At 70.3% G+C, this 17,341-nt stretch carries 12 protein-coding genes and 2 pseudogenes; 7 read left to right on the top strand and 7 right to left on the bottom strand.

Annotation, left to right across the window (positions count from 1 at the left end; genetic code table 11):
• Positions 1 to 10: 10 nt before the first annotated feature.
• From EGX94_RS07115 to EGX94_RS07105, 3 genes are read left to right on the top strand one after another with little or no spacing between them, the layout of a single operon-like run.
• A complete protein-coding gene (locus tag EGX94_RS07115) occupies positions 11 to 1,012 on the top strand; it encodes a recombinase family protein (protein ID WP_021798421.1) in 1,002 nt (333 codons plus the stop codon).
• Positions 1,012 to 2,679 (top strand): N-6 DNA methylase, encoded by a 1,668-nt coding sequence (locus EGX94_RS07110; RefSeq protein ID WP_021798424.1) that lies wholly within the window; start codon positions 1,012 to 1,014, stop codon positions 2,677 to 2,679. Before EGX94_RS07115 ends, EGX94_RS07110 begins: the two co-directional genes overlap by 1 nt.
• Positions 2,663 to 3,397, top strand: a complete 735-nt coding sequence (locus EGX94_RS07105) for a hypothetical protein (protein ID WP_021798423.1) — start codon at positions 2,663 to 2,665, stop codon at positions 3,395 to 3,397. The genes EGX94_RS07110 and EGX94_RS07105 overlap by 17 nt, the downstream gene beginning before the upstream one ends.
• A gap of 1,374 nt (positions 3,398 to 4,771) precedes the next feature.
• Here the strand turns inward: EGX94_RS07105 and EGX94_RS07100 are convergent.
• Positions 4,772 to 4,882 (bottom strand): annotated as a pseudogene (locus EGX94_RS07100) (IS481 family transposase); the annotation flags it as partial.
• Positions 4,879 to 5,328, bottom strand: a complete 450-nt coding sequence (locus EGX94_RS13415; protein ID WP_155948303.1) for a hypothetical protein — start codon at positions 5,326 to 5,328, stop codon at positions 4,879 to 4,881. The pseudogene EGX94_RS07100 and the gene EGX94_RS13415, both read right to left, overlap by 4 nt.
• Before the next feature lie 106 nt (positions 5,329 to 5,434).
• Between EGX94_RS13415 and EGX94_RS07090 the strand changes: the two genes are divergently transcribed.
• From EGX94_RS07090 to EGX94_RS07080, 3 genes are all read left to right on the top strand, one after another.
• Positions 5,435 to 6,016, top strand: a complete 582-nt coding sequence (locus tag EGX94_RS07090) for a transposase (protein ID WP_081707263.1) — start codon at positions 5,435 to 5,437, stop codon at positions 6,014 to 6,016.
• Between the two features lie 62 nt (positions 6,017 to 6,078).
• Positions 6,079 to 6,411 (top strand): hypothetical protein, encoded by a 333-nt coding sequence (locus EGX94_RS07085; RefSeq protein ID WP_028707148.1) that lies wholly within the window; start codon positions 6,079 to 6,081, stop codon positions 6,409 to 6,411.
• 219 nt (positions 6,412 to 6,630) lie between these two features.
• Positions 6,631 to 9,846, top strand: coding sequence for a DEAD/DEAH box helicase (locus EGX94_RS07080; RefSeq protein WP_028707147.1), 3,216 nt, complete (start codon positions 6,631 to 6,633; stop codon positions 9,844 to 9,846).
• A 63-nt stretch (positions 9,847 to 9,909) separates the two neighbouring features.
• On the opposite strand, the pseudogene EGX94_RS07075 reads toward EGX94_RS07080, so the two are convergent.
• The 5 genes and pseudogenes from EGX94_RS07075 to EGX94_RS07055 form a co-directional block, all read right to left on the bottom strand.
• Positions 9,910 to 10,898: pseudogene (locus EGX94_RS07075) on the bottom strand (DUF362 domain-containing protein).
• Between the two features lie 238 nt (positions 10,899 to 11,136).
• The gene (locus EGX94_RS07070) at positions 11,137 to 11,967 is read right to left on the bottom strand and encodes a hypothetical protein (RefSeq protein WP_021796234.1); all 831 of its coding nucleotides are present in this window, start codon (positions 11,965 to 11,967) and stop codon (positions 11,137 to 11,139) included.
• Positions 11,968 to 12,588: 621 nt separating this feature from the next.
• Positions 12,589 to 13,824: a bifunctional phosphopantothenoylcysteine decarboxylase/phosphopantothenate--cysteine ligase CoaBC gene (coaBC, locus tag EGX94_RS07065; protein WP_021796240.1), complete on the bottom strand. Its 1,236-nt coding sequence runs from the start codon at positions 13,822 to 13,824 to the stop codon at positions 12,589 to 12,591.
• Between the two features lie 247 nt (positions 13,825 to 14,071).
• Positions 14,072 to 14,773, bottom strand: coding sequence for a histidine phosphatase family protein (locus tag EGX94_RS07060; protein WP_021796238.1), 702 nt, complete (start codon positions 14,771 to 14,773; stop codon positions 14,072 to 14,074).
• A 69-nt stretch (positions 14,774 to 14,842) separates the two neighbouring features.
• Entirely contained in the window at positions 14,843 to 15,562 is a 720-nt protein-coding gene (locus EGX94_RS07055) for a histidine phosphatase family protein (RefSeq protein WP_021796244.1), read from the bottom strand.
• Between the two features lie 1,469 nt (positions 15,563 to 17,031).
• Here EGX94_RS07055 and EGX94_RS13410 point away from each other — a divergent pair.
• Positions 17,032 to 17,259 carry a hypothetical protein gene (locus EGX94_RS13410; RefSeq protein ID WP_192962632.1) on the top strand — a complete coding sequence of 76 codons (228 nt, stop codon included), beginning with the start codon at positions 17,032 to 17,034 and terminating at the stop codon, positions 17,257 to 17,259.
• Positions 17,260 to 17,341 lie beyond the last annotated feature (82 nt).

Genomic DNA, 17,341 nt, shown 5'->3' with positions numbered 1-17,341 from the left:
CCCGGGAATCATGCCCAGACCGAAGCACAGCCACGACGTCTCGACCGAGCGGGCACGAGCACGCGAGGAGCAGGGGCTGGAACCACGCCCCATCGCCCCCGATGGCCCGTGGTCGCCGTCGACCGTGCTCGGCATCCTGAGGAATCCGCGATACGCAGGGATGAGCACCTACACGCCGAAGAAGTACCAGGCCGACGGTGGTCGACGGCGCTCCTGGCGTGCCCAGATCGTGCGTGATGACGCGGGGGAGCCGGTCCGTGGGCAGTGGGAGGCCATCGTCGACGACGAGACGTGGTGGCGTGCCCAAGAGGTGCTGGACGACAGCGAGCGCGTGACCAACACCAGCGGCTCGACCCAGCGCAAGCACCTGGGTTCGGGGCTCTACCTCTGCGGCGTCGTGGTCGACGTCGACGGATCAGTTTGCGGCAAGAAGGTGACCGGTGGCCCCCGGGGCTATCGGTGCGCCGGCCACATCGTGCGCTCCGGGGCGGCCATCGACGAGTACGTCACCGAGCTAATCGCCGAGCGACTGTCCCAGCCAGATGCGTTGCAGAGGCAGGCCCAGCCCGGGGACAGTCCGGCCATCAGGGGCATCAGCGCGGCTATCAGCGAGCAGCGGGCGCGCATCCTGCGGGCGCAGCGCGACTACGACGCCGAGGTGATCGAGGGGCGCGACCTGAAGCGGGTGCGCGACGCTGCAGAGGAGCGCATCGCCGAGCTGGAGGCCGAGTGGCTGACGGTCGGCCACTTTGGTCGCCTCGCCCCTGTGCTGGGCACGGATGATCCGGCGCAGGCGTTCCGTGAGGGGTCCCTCGACCTGCGTCGACAGGTCATCACACGCTGGCCACTGTCATGCTCTACCCGCAGCCTCGGGGGCGCAGAGGTTTCGACCCGGAATCGGTCGAGGTCGACTTCGGTGATGCCCGGTCCAGCCATCCTGCCGCGCGCGGCCTCCTGCCCAGAATTGTCATTGGTGCCGGATAGCCTTGTTCCTGAGGACAAGGAGCTGTGATGGCTGTGAACGCACCCAACCGGGACCCCTGGGACACCCAGGGCCTTCGCAAGGCACGCGGTGCTTTCTTCACGCCGTCGACCATCGCGTCCTACATCGTCGACTGGGCCGTCGAGACGCCCCAGGACAAGGTCCTCGAACCCTCGACCGGCGACGCCGAGTTCTTGGTGCATGCTGTTGACCGGCTCATCGCTCTTGGTGCCGACAGTCCGACGGTTCACGGCTCCGAGCTTCACGCGTGGAGCGCCGAAGAAGGTCGTCGCCGCATCGCCGCAGCCGGTGGCCAGGCAGACATCACAGTCGGCGACTTCTTCGAGCGTCCTGTGGAGCCCATCTTCGACGCCGTCGTCGGAAACCCGCCCTACATCCGGTTCCAGGACTTCACTGGCAATCAGCGCGTCCGCGCGAGGGCAGCTGCCCTGCGCGGGGGCGTAGCGCTGTCCGGCCTCGCCTCGGCATGGGCAGCCTTCACGGTGGCATCGACCCTCCACCTGCGCCCGGGCGGCCGCTTGGGCTTCGTGCTCCCTGCTGAGCTGCTTACGGCGAACTATGCAGGCGCTGTCCGCCGGTTCCTGTTCGAGCAGTTCACCTCGATCGAGCTGGTGCTGTTCGAGGAGCGCGTGTTCGCTGAGGCCGAGACGGAGGCGGTGCTTTTGCTGGCCTCCGGCTACCAGGAAGGGTCTGCGACCAGCGCCCAGGTGCGGCAGGTACGCAACGCGACCGGTCTCCAGACCATGCCGCCGGCTATCTCGTGGACGCCCGCTGACCCAGCACAGAAGTGGCTGGGGGCCACCATCGACGCCCAGGTCACGGCTGCACTGCTCGACGCCGTGAGTGCTGACCAGCTCCAAGCGCTCAGCAAGTGGGGCGACACCAAGCTCGGCATCGTCACCGGCCGCAACAACTACTTCGCCATGAGCCCAGCGACCGTGGCCGAGGTGGGTCTTAGTGCCCGTGAGACTTTGCCCCTTTCGCCGCCCGGCTCCTCACACCTGCGCGGACTGGAGCTGTCCACCGCAGCACTGCGCGAGCTGGGCAAGAGGGGCCGACGAACGCGCCTGTTCTATCCCGCAGAGGGCCTCCTGTCCGAGGCCGCCATCACCTACTTGGCTAGCGGCATCGCCGACGGCGTCGACCAGACCTACAAGAGCCGCGCACGCCGCCTGTGGTGGCAGGTGCCACTCCTGCCACCGGCTGACCTGTTCCTCACCTACATGAACGCCGACACCGTGCGCCTGGTGACCAACACCGCGAAGGCTTACCACCTCAACAGCATTCACGGCGTCTACTTGCGCCCCGAGCACACCAAGCTCGGGCGTGAGCTGTTGCCCCTGGGAGCCCTCAACTCCTTCACTATGCTGAGCGCCGAGCTTGCGGGCCGTGCCTACGGCGGCGGTGTGCTCAAGATGGAGCCCGGCGAAGCCGCGCGCTGGCTCGTGCCCAGCCCCAATGCCCTGGACCAAGCCCGCGAGAAGCTCGTCGCCATCCAGCCCCAGGTCGGAGGCAAGTTGCGCAGCGGGAAGCTGTCCGAAGCGGTCAAGATGGTGGACGATGCGCTGCTCGTCGAAACAATGGGCATCCCCCGACCGACGGTGCGAGCTGTACGGCAGACCCGCGACGAGCTCGCCGGACGACGGGAGGCGCGCGGGCATGCCGTCCAGGATTGAGAACGCCATGGAGGCTGCGATCAAGGGCTGCGGTCAGAAGCCCCTCGACACCGACACGCAGGCGAACAAGAAGAACTACAACGAGAAGGTGTCCAACGCGGTCGCCTTGGCCCTTGCTGAGGAACTGCGTCAACGTGGCATGGCGGAGGCGCGACCCTCTGGCCCGGGCGTCGTCGGCACCAGTGGAGCCGAGCGGCGACTCGCCGGGGGCATCGGCGCCAAGAAGGTCGACGTCACTTGGGCGACCGAGGAGTCCGGCCTGATCCTGGCCGTCAGCGTAAAGACGATCCTGTTCAGGGACGGCAAGTCTGGGAACTATCAGAAGAACCTCACCAACCGTCGCGCCGACATGCTGAACGAGGCAGTCACCCTGCATCGCCGGTTCCCATACGCCGTCCTGGGCGGGTTCCTCATGCTGGACGTCGGGGCCGAGCACGACGGCACCCAACGACGCCGCTCGACGTTCCTCAACGTAGGGCCCCGGTTCCGGCTGTTCACGGGACGTCAGGATCCTGCAGGCCGCGATGAGCAGTACGAGAAGTTCTACGTCGTGCTCGTCGACCTCAACATCTTCCAACCGACGGTTCGCGTGTTCGAGGTCAACGACCTGGAGAACGAGGTTTCCTTCGACCAGATGTTCGACGACCTCATCACGTTGGTGGGCGAGCGCAACTTCGACCTCTACGAAGGCCTCAACGGCCAGGTCACCAAGCTCTAGCACCGCTGACGCGGTGCCGGGGGCCTCCACGAGGACCCGGCCGAGCGCTGATTCATGCGAGCACGGCTGCAGTGACGCCGGGTCCTCCAACGAGAAGTGGAGTGATATGGGTTTTTCAGGCAGTGGTTGATGGTTGGTCTCGGGCTGCTGCCTTGTGTTGTTGTCTCCATTCAGTGTCGACTTGGTCGGGGGTCCGGTGGTCGATCGCCGAGTGGAGACGCTTGCGATCGCATCGTGACCCGGTCCGGGCTGTCACGTCCCGGATCGCATGGTCCCGGGCCGAGCGGACCCCACGGTTCACGAGTTCCTTCCCCGAGACCGCGGTGAACGACTCGGCGGCGGCAGTGCCACAGCAGCTGCCGGCCCGCCCGACGGACGGGAGAACCCCGCGGCCGGCCATGAACCCCGTGCATCCGGCCGACGTGCATCGAGCCCCCCGATCCGAGTGGAGGACCCCGACACCACGGATCGGTGGACGGGCCCGGCACGGCCACGGCCGAGGCCCCGGCGACGAGCCCGGCGCGCATGCGACCGGCGATCGCGCCCCCGACGACCCCTCCCCCGGGAAACAATCCACGACGACCGCCGGGTGGGCGGATCCCCGCCGGGCCGGACCATGCGCGATGCCGCCCACCCGTCTCATCCCGGGCGCGGCGGCGACGACGCCCCGGCCAGCCGGCCCGGCCGGCCCGGAAGATCCGGCGCCGGCACGATCCGTCCCGGCCCGTCCCCGAGGCCGACGGGCAACCGGACCCGCCGCCACCACGATCCCGCGGACCACGCCGAGCGAGAGGCCTCGACGCCGCTCCGGGCCGGCCCCGCGCGGACCCGGCGGCAACCGGTGGGCCCGTTCAGAGACTCGTCGAAGAACCCGACGATGACGGCCGCCGGGTCCTCCCCCGCCGGGCCGTCGAGGACCCGGGACGGCTCCGCCGGGCGCAGCAGCCGGACCCGGATACCTCCACCCACCGGCACACGGACCGGACGAGGCGGTCGCCTCCTCCGCGGCGGATGCGGCGGCGTCCCACGCCCACCCGGACCCCCGGGCGAAGAAGACCACCGCTCCCTCCAGGAACCCGTCCCCCACGCGGGCCCCCCGGAACTCCGCCCTCAGACGTTTGATCTCGGCGCGCTCCTCCGCGGTCACGGCATCAGCGCCGAGACCGGGGTACTCCCCCCGCCATCCTGCGACCCGGCCCCCGACCGCCCGCACCACAAGACCGTACGATCCGGCCACCCCGGCCACCGGCCCGGACCCCCGGGACGATCCCGAGAACGACCCGCCCCCCAAACCCCGCACCGCATCCCGGCACCGACACGACCCAACCCCACCTCGATCACTTCCACCCACCGCCCGAAAAACACCAAACACTCCAGTTCGCCGAGCTTCTTCACGTCGACGTGCAGCATTACCCCGGGATGGTCGTGCTCGTAACGCCGCACGGACTCCCCGGTCGCGCGGTCGACATGCGACAGCAGGTTTACGGCTGACATGAAACGAAACCGTATTTTTCGTGGGTTTCCTGTGCTGTTTCGGACATGATCGGGGCATGCAGGTCGGGGTCACCCTGGAAGAAACCGCCGTCCTGGTCAGGTGGAAGAAGCGTTCCGACAATCATGTGCTGGTTCGGATGAAGACCGAGGCGGTCCTGCACGCCTCCCGTGGCGTCGACGTGGGCGTCATCGCTGGGATGGTTGAGCGGGCCGAGAGGACCGTGCAGGAGTGGCCGGCCGAGTGGCGGGCCACCAGGATGCGCCGGGTCCCGGCCGGGCATGCGGGGAACCAGGACGCGGCGGAACCCGCCCGCGCACAGAAGGAAGAACTCGAGACCGTCCTGGCCCGGCCGCCCTCCCAGGCGGGTGTCCACGCCGAGTTCTGGGACGTCCCAACGATACGTGACGTCGTGAAGACCCTGTCCGACGCCGAACACCGGTCGGACTCCTCGTACCGGCTGCTCCCGCGCTTGTGCGGGCCGAGTCTCGAGCCGCCCGGACCCGTTCGACGAGCACCGCGACGAGAAAGCCGTCACCCGACGCATGGCCTGGGCGACGACCCAGGTCAAGGCCCTGTTGGATCAGGGCCGGAAGGCCCACACCGCAAGACTGAGGCCCGCCCCGAGCACGAGGCCTGGACCCGCCGCATGCAGCCCCCGAAAGGACAACGCACCAGACCGTCCGTGGACCGGCAGAAGACGTCCCAGTCCTTCCCCGACGCCCTCCCCGACCAGCAGAACAGTCACGCCGTACCCGACCGAGCAGAACCAGAACACCTGGCAGACGACCCTCGCACCGGACCCGCTCCAACAAGAAACCGAGGCCGGCAAGACCGCGGTCGTCCCGGACAACGCCCGCTTCCACCATGCGAAAGCGTTGACCGGCCTCCACGAGCCCGGCCGGCTGCTGGAGCGCATCACCCCTGTTTTCCTGCCGCCGTACGCGCCCGACCACAACCCCGCCGAGCACGTCCGGAACGCGGCCAAGAACAACATCGCCACCATCCAGCGCGAGACCCCCGAAGAAACCTTCGAAACATTCGCCTCATACATCGCCAGCCGAACATTCGACTACGACTTCGAGCACCTCCCACCCCGCGAAACCAGAAACGATCCTGCTCCATGACGGCCATAGACCGTTTTCGGCTGAGCCGGTAGACTGGTGGTGAGATGAAAGAGAGGCAGACCATGGCTGAGGTGACAGCGACTCGCGTGCGGTTCCGCGACGTCAAGCCCTATGACGTGCCCGCGTCGCTCAACGAGCTGCGCGGGCCCTGTGACGGGCCCATCGACCTGCCTCACTCTGTGCGCTGGCAGACTGATCGGCTCGGTGTGGACGTGTCAAACCTGGGCTGGCGTCGTATGGCCTACCAGGCGCTGCTCGCCGAGGGGACTGCTGACGAGCAGGGCCGCTTGATGAACCGGGATCGGCTCATCGAGACGTGGCCGATCCTGAACATGGACCCGCACGTGCGCGTCTTGTGGGAGGGACGGTTCCCCCGGCTTCGGGTGGCTGTGTGAGCGGTGGCCAGGAGGAGCAGCGGCACATCACGCGCCTAGCCCTAGAGGCCGCCGGCGACGAGGCCGGCTTCGCCTTGGCCGGCTGTTGACCTCCCCGACCGAGCGCCTGCGGAGGGGCCTCGGGTCCTCCCCGAGGCGCCCCGGGTCTTCTCCGGGGCGAGCAGTACGGCGCTCCCCGAACGGGGGCCTGCTCGTCCGGCAGCGCTCAGAATGGTCGGCATGGGGTTTTCTCGGATCGATGACGAGCAGTACCGGCTCCTGCGGTTCTGGTGGATGGTGGAGTTGTTCAACCCGCAGCGGGTCCCGGCGCTGACGGGTCGCCCCGCGCACCCGGACGACCGCCGAGTCATCAGATGGGCGCCCGGGGATCCCCCTCCCTGGAAGAGACTGCCGCCGCCCAAGCCGCGCAACGGCATGGCACGGGTCTGGCAGCACACGGTGTACCTGGGCGTCTACGATCTGGAGGCCACCTATGAGTGGTTGCACCGGATGTTCGGCGCGGACAAGGACGCGTACGACGAGCGGGGCGGTGGGCGCAGTGCGTGCGCAGGGCTGCTGGTCGACGAGGACGGACGGTCCGTCCCGGACTCGTCGGTGCTGTCCTCGGCACTGTGGGCGGTCGCCCGCATCAAGGACCCCGGCCCTTGGAGCCCCTCGTGGGCAGACGGTTTCCCACAGGCCCAGGTGGCCTTCGCCGAGGCCGTGGCGAAGTACGAGGACGAGCGCTTCGGACAGGGCCGCGAGGCGCCCGCCCACGACACGGGATCGATCCGCGACCTGCTCCGGATCGCGCAGCGGGCCGCGGGCATCAGCGGCATCGCCGATCTGTCCACCGACGAGGTCGTCGTCCAGTCCATCGTCGTACCCCGGCACCGCGTGGAAGAGGCCCCGGACATCGACTTCCTCAACAGTTTCTACCTGGACGACCTGACAGCCGTCCGCGATCACGCCTCTGAGATCCGTACCGGCAGCGCGCTGGCCTCGTACCTCACCGGCGATCACCGGCTGGACACGAGGCGCCGGATCGACGTCCGGGCGAATCCCGCAGTCGTCGATGACGGCGTGTCGCTCGACCGGCTCCCCCTGGGACGATGGCCCTCCAACCCGGACCACGGGCTGGCGCTGAGCCAGCAGTTCGCCGTCAACCATGCGCTGAACGACCTCTCCCCCTCGCGCGGGCTCATGGGGGTGAACGGCCCGCCCGGGACGGGGAAGACCACGATGCTGCGGGACATCCTCGCCGGTAACGTGGTCGAACGGGCCAGGCGCCTGGCATCGCTGCCGAACCCCATGGATGCATTCGTCGGCGCCCCGTACTGCTGGAAGACCGGGTCCGGGTATCCGCGCAGGGTCCCACGGCTCCGACCGGAACTGACCGGGTTCGAGATGATCGTCGCATCGGCCAACAACGCGGCGGTCGAGAACGTGACCGTCGAGATACCGGCGCAGGACGCCATCGACCGGCACTGGTGGGCGCGGGCGGACTACTTCGGGGACATCGCCTCGGCGGTGCTTCGGGAGACAGCGGGGCGGGGGACGGCGGACGACGGCAGGACCGGGGACCAGCGGGCGTGGGGGATGATCGCGGCCAGACTGGGGAAGAAGCGCAACAGGAGCGAGTTCCGCTCATCCTTCTGGTTCGACAAGGGGACGTGGGGCGGCGGGGAGTCCCCCGCCGACGGCGCCGAGATCCCGCGCATGCAGTCCAGGCTCACGCAGTGGCGCGACGGGGTCGTCCCCCACAAGGGATGGAGCCAGGCCCTCAAGGATTTCATGCTGGCGGAGAAGCGGGTGACGACCCTGATCGACGCCCGGCGCCGGGCCCACCGGCATCTCGTCGACCTGCAGGAGGCGAGGAGCAGCGAGCACGCACTGGTGGACACGGTTCAGCGGGCCCGCATCGAGCTGCGGGCCGCCGAGCAGAACGTGAGCGATCACCGGGTGCTCGAGGAGCAGGCGCAGGAGCGCCTGACGCAGATCGCCGCTCAGTACGACCGCCACATGGCCACCAGACCCGGCGTGCTGGAGACCATCTTCAGTCTTGGCCGCGCCACTCGTGCCTGGAGGGCCTCCCTCGATCCCCTCCTCGAGGAACTGAGCGACGCCGAACGACGGGGCCGGAGTCTGGCGGCGCAGGGTTCGCGGCTGCGCGACGGGGCCGCGGAACTCGCCGCCGGCCTCGGCTCCTTGGAGGGGGAGCTGTCCCGGACACGGGACAGATTGTCGAGGCTCCGCACCGAATGCGCGGAGGACAAGCGCCGATACGGCCCGGCCCATCCCGATGCGGAACAATCCGCCGAGCAGCGCGAGCTCCACGCCCCCTGGCTCGACGCAGAACTCGACACAGCCCGCTCGGAGTTGTTCCTCGCCGCACTCCAGCTTCACCAGGACTTCTTCGCCAACACCGCCCGCACCATGCTCGACGGGCTCCGCGCGGCATGCGAGGTCGTCGCGGGCGGGGCCCCGAAGAACCTGGAGCCCGAGAAGGTGCGGGCCGCATGGCAGCTCTTCTTCCTCGTCGTACCGCTGGTCTCCACGACCTTCGCCTCATGCGGGCGAATGCTCGGTGGGATCGGACCGGAGGCTCTCGGCTGGCTCCTCATCGACGAGGCCGGGCAGGCATCGCCGCAGTACGCCGTCGGCGCGATCTGGCGGGCCCGACGAGTCGTCGTCGTCGGCGATCCGCTCCAGCTCCGACCCGTGGTGACGATCCCGCAGAAGGCGCAGCACGACATCGCCGCGGCCCACGGGATCTCCTCGACATGGATCCCGCCCCTGGCCTCCGTCCAGACCCTCGCCGACAGGGTCTCCCCGTACGGCACACGACTGCGACAGGGGGAGGGGTCCGTGTGGATCAGTGCTCCGCTGAGGGTGCACCGTCGATGCGACGAACCCATGTTCACCCTGTGCAACGAGATCGCCTACGACGGCATCATGATCAACGGCGTGCACCGCGCACTCGACGACCCGGACCATCCGGATCCGTTCGACGCGCCCGACGGACCCAGGATCGCCCGGAGCTGCTGGGTGGATGAGCCGGCACCCACTCCGGGGAGCCACCTCCAGGAGAACCAGGTCGTTCGCCTCGAGAAGATTCTCGACCGTCTCATCGAGCACGGTGTCGAGGCCTCCGATGTCATCGCCATCGCACCCTTCCGGGATGTTGCGGACCGCCTGGCGGCGCTGACCTCTCGATATCACGGGCTGCGGGCCGGCACGATCCACACCGCTCAGGGACGCGAGGCGCCCGTCGTCGTCCTGGTCCTCGGCGGGGACCCGAAGCGCCCCGGCGCCAAGGCGTGGGCGTCATCCACCGTCAACCTGGTCAACGTCGCCGCCAGCCGCGCGCAACGTCGGCTCTACGTGATCGGCGATCGTGCCTCATGGGCCGGGTACAACTACTTCCATCAGCTCGACGGCGCTCTGACGCCGTGAGGCGGGCGAGCCCGCTCGCAGCCGGTCAGCGACCGGATCGCTGGTCCTCCGGCGCCCGGCGCGTCAGCCCCCGAGCGGGCGGGCCCCGCGACGGCGTCGGTCGCGCGGATGCGGGCGTCGTCGTGGTCCATGTCGAGGAGCACGTACCGGCCGTTGCCCATGCCCCGGCTCCTCGAGACGGCTGAGCTGGCGCAGGCCGTGCCGGGACTCGATGCGCTCGGCGAGGTCGTGGCGGTCGTCCTCGGCCATGGCGTGGACGAGGTCGATGCAGGCCTGGTCGACGGCGAGCATGTCGGTCGAGGCGAGGATGCCGATGTCCGGGGTGACGACGGGCTGGGCGCCCACGCCCTCGCAGTCGCACGAGACCGACATGCTCCGCATGACGTTGACGAAGGCGGCGTGCCGCCCGAAACGGTCGAGGACCGCCTTCGAGGACTCGGTCATGCGCTCCATGGACTCCTCCTCGCCGATGCCCCGTGGTCGTCCGTGCCGACCGGCGTGTGGATCCACGCCTTGCCGATGCGCCCGTCGGCGCATCCGATGCCGACGTTCTCGTTGGCCCCGCCGGAACCGCCCAGGGTGCGCCCCTTGAAGTGGGTCAGGGCGAGCAGCGAGTCGTAGTTGAGCAGGTCGGCGCCCACCGACATCTCGCGGAACCACGCGCCTCCGGTCACGGGCAGCAGGGCGGTGCCCCGCTCGCCGAGGATGTCGACCGGGGCGACGTCCCAGCCGTTGACCTTCAGCGCCCTGCGGTGCTGCTCGGCGGTGCCACGGCTGCCCTCGTAGCAGGTGTTCGTCTCGACGATGGTGGCGCCGGGCAGGTCGTCGGCGAGGGGTTCCCGCACCCATGCCGGCGGGATGATGTTCGGCCCGTGCCCCTCGCCGGTGCGGACCTTGCCGGTGATGTCCCCGGCCACTCGGGAACAGGCCTCGCGGAGGCCGGCGGCCGACAGCTCCCGCGTGAAGCAGACGATGGATTCGTTCCCGGTGCGCCGCTCGTAGGGCAGGTACTGGTCCCCGCCGATGCCGGGGGTCGGCCTTCCATCAAGCATGACGACTCCTCGATGGTGCGTCCCCGGGACGTCGACGGCTCGGGAGAGGGCGAGGGACAGGTCCTCGTCATTCAGGCTAGCGACGGGGTCCGGGCACGTCTTCGGGGGCCGGTAAAACGCCGGCCCCCGAAGACGCGGAACCCGTGACGGTCAGGAGAGGAGGACGCCCGGACGGCGGGACGGCCCCCCACCGACCTCGAGGGGTCATCCGGACCCGGGACGGGCTCGCTCGCTCGACTCAGTCATCGCCCTCGTCGCACGGGGCCTCGTTCTCGTCGCCGTCATCGTCCCCGTCGTGCTCGGCGAACTTGGACCCGTCGTCATCCCCGTCGTGCTCGGCGCACTGGGTCTCGTCGTCACCCTGGGACGCCTTCCCCTGATCCTTCGAGGGGGTCGGGGTCTCCTTGCTCGGGGCGGCCGGGGCGGGCGCACCGCCCTTGTCGCAGGGGCGCGAGACGACCGAGACGGTGAGGTTCAGCTCGGCCTCCAGACTGGTGATGCTCTTCTGCTCGACCTTCGCACCGGCCCCGTTGCAGGGGCAGTAGATGACCTGCCCGTCACCGACGTAGATCGCCACGACCTGAACGCTCGAGAAGAACTCCGAGGTGGTCTCGGTCCTGGAGAACTGGCCCTGCGAGAAGGACAGGACGTCGCCCACCTGCCAGCTCTGGGAGCCGGCCCACCAGGTGTCCTCGTGCTCGTAGAGCCAGAGGGACAGATCGGAGGCATGGTAGGACTCCAGGTTCGCGTTCCCGCTCAGTCGGGCGCCGCTGTCATTGCGAATGGAGTGGCTGCCCGCGTCGTAGTAGTCACCCTCGAGGATCTTGCCGAGGAAGCAGTCGCGGTCGTTCTGGCTCAGGCCGGCGCCGGCGTCCTTGAAGCTCTTCGCGTGGTCGACCTCCTTCTGCGCGGTCTGGGTGTCGATCTGGACGCTGGGCCGGTCCTCGATCTGGAGCTGACCGCCTCCCTGGCCCGTGTCTCCACAACCGGCGGGACAGGCGCTGGCGGTGGCGGGGATGAGCAGTGCCGCCGCCGTGCACGCGAGGGCGGCGGGAATCGACTTCTTCATGATGTTGGCTCCTTCGAATTGCCGAATGAATCAGGTGCTCCATTGGGGTGGGGCACAGTGAGTCTTCCACGATTCCCGTTCCGATGGGAACCCTCCACCGGACGCTCCGCCGACGCTCCCGACAGCCCCGACCCCGACCCTCCAAGAAGTGTATTCTCCCTTGTGGAAGAGTCTTTGATGCAGAGAACCCTGAACCCGACCGCTGAAGAACCCTGAATTCCGACGGCCCCGGACCGGCTCGCGCGCCCCGTCGGTGCCGGAGCCCCGGCAAGCGCCGCCACCGCTCGGGACGCCACCGCGTCCACCCGGCCGAGGGCCGGGGCCCGGGTGCGTTCTGGCGCGGCCGTGGGGGTGGCCGCATCCGCCCGGCCGAGAGCCGGAGCTTCACTGTGCGAAGACTGCTCGTCTTCTCGCACGGAGCGCACAGTGAATCGGTCCGGCGGCGCCGCAAGTGCCGGCCGGGACGGCCGACCGGTCGATCCTCCTCGACGCCGATGTCGGCGAGGCGCTCCGGGCGCTCAGGGGCGGGCCCTGCCGAACCGCCGGACGCGTCCGCCGCGGTGTTGCTCACCCTCCCGCACGGGGCGCACGGCGGACCGGGCCGGGGCCCGGGCACCCGCCTCAGCGGCCGGCCCGGGCCCGCAGGACGGCCGTGAGCACCTGGTCGGCCACCTCGCGCTTGCTCGCCAGGGGCAACCGGGTCTGACCGTCGGGGGTGATGAGCGTCACGACGTTCGTGCCGACGCCGAAGCCGGCGCCGGGGGTCGACAGGTCATTGGCGACGATGAGGTCGATCCCCTTCTCGACCAGCTTGCGCCGCGAGTTCGTGACGAGGTCGGCGGTCTCCATCGAGAAGCCGCACAGGGTCTGCCCGTCGCGGCGGTGGGCGCCCAGCCAGGCCAGGATGTCGCGGGTGCGCTCCAACTCGAGCACGGCGGGGCCGTCGGTCTTCTTGATCTTCTGCTCGGCGACGCGGCGGGGCCGGTAGTCGGCCACGGCCGCGGCCATGATGACGACGTGGGCGTCGCACGAGGCGTCCTCGACGGCGTGGAACATCTGCTCGGCCGACTCGACCCGGACGACGGCGTCCATCGGCGGCGGGGGCTCGGCGGTGCTGCCCGCCACGAGCGTCACCCGGGCGCCGCGGTCACGGGCGGCCTGCGCGAGGGCGAAGCCCATCCGACCGGTGGAGTGGTTCGTGATGTAGCGCACCGGGTCGATGCGCTCGATCGTCGCGCCGGCGGTGACGAGGACCCGCAGGCCGGCGAGGTCCCCGGCGGGCTCGTCCCCGGGGCCGAGGTCCAGGCGCTCCAGCACCCGCGCGACGAGCACCGGCGCGTCGGGCATCCGTCCCGGCCCGACGTCGCCGCAGGCCAGTCGCCCGGAGTCGGGTGCGATGACCTCGTGGCCGAGCCCGGCCAGGCGGGCGAGGTTCGCCCGGACGGCCGGGTTGGCGATCATGCGGGTGTTCATGGCCGGGGCGACGAGCACGGGGCAGGTGCAGGCCAGCACCGTCGTCGTGAGAAGGTCGTCGGCCAGGCCGTTGGCGAGCCGGCCGATGACGTCGGCGCTCGCCGGGGCGACGAGCACGAGGTCGGCCGCCCTGGCCAGCTCGATGTGCTCCATGGCGCGGCCCGGGCCCGACGGGATGACCTCGACCGGGCAGGGATGGCCGGTGAGGGCCTCCAGGACGAGCGGCGAGACGAAGGCGGTGGCCCGCGGCGTCATGACCGTCCGCACGTCGAGGCCCGCCCTTATGAGGGCCCCCGCCAGACCGGGCGCCTTGCAGGCGGCAATGCTCGCACTGATGCCGAGCAGCACCGTCGGCCGGCCCGTCGCTCCCCCGTCCTCGGTCATCGGCCCCTCCTCGGTCAGGACGGCTCCACCGTACCGGGGCGGGTCGGAGGGCCTCCCGCGGGGCGCACCGACCGGGCGGGACGACGGCACGACGATCCCGACGGACGAGGGGCATGCCCGGGACGATGCCGTGCGGGCGACGGGCGCGAACGGGCCCCGGCGAGCAGGGGCCGCCGCCGCGCCCGGTGCACGCGTCCCTGCCGCACCGCGTGCGCCGCACCGGCCGCCGTGGAGCGCGTGCCGGGCCTCAGCCCCGCCAGCCGCCCCGCTCGGCCCAGCTCGTGTCGTCGTGGCCGAGCACCCGCCAGGTGTCGTCCGCCCCGCGCAGCAGCCGACTCACGCCGCCGTTGTGGATCGGCGCCCGTAGCTCGGCGCCGAGACGGTCGAGGATGCAGGCGATCGTCACGCCGCTGCTCACCACGAGCACCGCGGGCGGGGCGCCGGGGACGGCCTCCGCGGCAGCGATGTCGTCGAGCGCCGACAGGGCCCGGTCGGCGGCCTGGCGCACGGTGTCGGACGGGTAATCGGTGTCGGGATTGGTGCGACTGAAGATGTCGTAGATGTCGATGAGGCTGTGGCCCGCCCCGAGCGCCTCCTCGGTCGAGGAGACGCCGAGCACCCGGTAGGCGGCCTCCCACATGAACCTGTTGGGCATGCCCTCCCAGGCGCCGAAGGACATCTCGCGCAGCCCGAAGAGGGAGACCGGCCGCAGCTCGGAGCCCATGCCCTCGAGCAGGGAGGTCATCGTCTCGTGGTGACGCAGCATGTCGCCGCTGTAGGCGGCCGCGAAGTCGACGCCCCCGGCGGCGAAGGCCCGTCCGATCGCCTCGGCGACGGCGAAGCCCTTGGGCGTCAGCGGCGTGCCGCACCAGCCCTGCACGCGGTCGAGTTTGTTGAACCACGTCTCGCCGTGGCGCACCAGGTAGACCTCGACGGGTCCGTCGGTCATACCGTCCTCCTTCGTCCGGGCGGCCCGAGAGCCGCGGTTCTGCTCGGTCCGGGCGGCCCCGGGCCGCCGTCAGGGCGTGGTGCCGGCCGGGGACGAGCCGCCCCGTCGGGCCCAGCTCAGGTCGTCGACGGTCTCGGCGGTCCAGCCGGAGGCGTCGTGGCGCAGCAGGCTCACCGAGCCGTTGCGGATGCGGGTGCGCGAGGCGAGCCCGAGCGAGGCGAGGACGCACACGATGGTGATCCCGCTCGTCACGACGAGGACGCGGGAACGCCCGCGCCGGGAGCCCTCCGCGGAGGCGATCTCCTCGAGGGCCCCGCCGGCGCGTTCCGCGACGACGGCCGTGCTCTCGGCCGGGTACTCGGGGTCGGGGTTGGAGGCGCTGATGCCGTCGTAGACGTCCGTGAGGGAGAGGCCCCTCGCGAAGGCCTCCTCGTCGGTCGTCACCCCGAGGCCGGCCCAGCAGGCCCTCCACATGTCGGCGTTGGAGCCGCCCTCCCAGCCGCCGAAGGACATCTCGCGCAGCTCCCTGAGCTGGACGACCGGCAGCGACGAACCCATGCCGTCGAGGATGCCGCGGGCGGTCTCGTGATGGCGGGCCATGTCGCCGCTGTACGCCGCGTCGAGGACGACGCCGCCGGACGCCAGGCCGCGCCCGACCGCGGCGGCGAGCTCGTGCCCGGCGCCGGTCAGCGGGGAGTCGCACCAGCCCTGGGCGCGATCGCGCTTGTTGAACCACGTCTGACCATGACGCGCCAGGTAGACCTCGACGACGCCGACGGCTCCGCTCACGCTCGGTTCCCCCTCGCTCGGTTCCGGTTCCCCGGCCCGCCGTCCAACCGGCGGAGCCGCACCCCAACGATAGACGCGGGCGGGGGAGGTCCCGGGACGCGCCCGCCGGCCCGCGCACCACGGGCCACGGAGCCCGGGGCTGCGAACTCCGGCGGCGGGCCGGAGGGGGAACTGGCTCCTCACGGTTCGGGCGTGGTACGGGCTGGCGCGTCAGTCCTGGTGCGAATGTTGAGGTCTTCCGAAGACGGGCGATTCCTGCACCGTCCGTCTGGAAGACCTCGACGCGCCTGGCACCACCTTCACGACCCCTGCTGATCCGGCACCGCCGGGTCAAGTCCCTTCCATGGCCGTCACGAAACAATGACCGTCATGGAGCAGGATCGTTTCTGGTTTCGCGGAATGGAGGTGTTCGGAGTCGTGGTCGAATGTTCGGCCGGTGATGTGTGGGGCGGATGCGCCGAGGGTTTCTTCGGGTGTCTCGTGCTGGATGGTGGCGGTGTCGTTCCTGGCCGTGTTCCGGACGTGCCCGGCCGGGTTGGTGGTCGGGCACGTACGGCGGCAGGAAGATCGTGGTGATGCGCTCCAGCAGCCGGCCGGGCTCGTGGAGGCCGGTCAGGGCTCTGGCGTGGTGGGGGCGGGCGTTGTCCGGGACGACCGCGATCTTGCCGCCTCGGTTTCGCGTTGGAGCGGGTCCGGTGCGAGGGTCGTCTGCCAGGTGTCCCGGTTCTGCTCGGTCGGGTACGGCGCGACTGTTCTGCTGGTCGGGGGGAGGGCGTCGGAGAAGGACTGGGACGTCCTCTGCCGGTCCACGGACCGGCCTGGTGCGCTGCCCTTTCGGGGGCTGCATGCGGCGGGTCCAGGCCTCGTGCTCCAAGCGGCCTGGCCAGGATGGTCTCGGGTTCCTGCTTCCGGACGCGGGCGGGTTCCACCGCGTCCCGGTTCCCCGCATGCCCGGCCGGGACCGGGCGCATCCTGGTGGCCTGCCAGTCGGCCGGCCGTTCCTGCACCGTCCTCTCCGTCCGCTCGACCGTCTCAGCGATGATGCCCGCATCGGCGCCACGGGAGGCGTGCAGGACCGCCTCTGCCTTCATCCCGGCGAGCACGCGACTGCCGGAACGCCTCCTCCACCCGACCAGGACGGCGGTCTCCTCCGGGGCGACCCCGACCCGCACGCCCCCACCGCATCCGAAACAGCACAGGAAACCCACGAAACACGGCCCCGTCCCATGACGGCCATGGAAGTGGATGTTGCGTTTTTCGAAGTACGGGATCACCAGGCCCCACGTGCGCACCCCGGGGCGCATGCGCTCCACCTCGCGCCATGCCGCCTGCCCGATGCCCCTGCTGTTGCTGTGGGCATCCGGTGAGGCGAACAACAGCTCCAGTTCGCCCCTCCGCGCGGTCCCGTCGATGTTCAGCACGATTCCACCGACTGCGCGATCGCCCACGACGATGCGCCATGCCTCGGCGTGCTCCCCGCCGATCGCGCGCTCGATGGTCCCGCGGAAGATGATCTGCCCGTCCTCCTCGAAGTGGTCGTCGCGCATGTCGAACCCCTGCGTCGCCCCGTGGAGGAACGCCTCTTGGTTGTCGGCTGTGAACTGCTCGCGGTCATCGGGCTCGAGCGGCGCCAGTGTGATGCCCGGACCGGCTGCCACACCCTGTCGGCTGTCCATGCGGCCATCATCCCAGCCTGATCCGTGGTGTCCCGGTGCCCGCCACGGGCAGCTGCGTCTTCGAGAACGGTGCCCACCGTCGAAGACTCGCCGACCGTGAGCC

Origin of the sequence: Propionibacterium acidifaciens, from assembly GCF_003798325.1 — a bacterium.
GTDB lineage: Bacteria > Actinomycetota > Actinomycetes > Propionibacteriales > Propionibacteriaceae > Propionibacterium > Propionibacterium acidifaciens.
The sequence above is the reverse complement of the archived record's forward strand: the minus strand, read 5'-3'. Positions and strand labels throughout refer to the sequence as shown.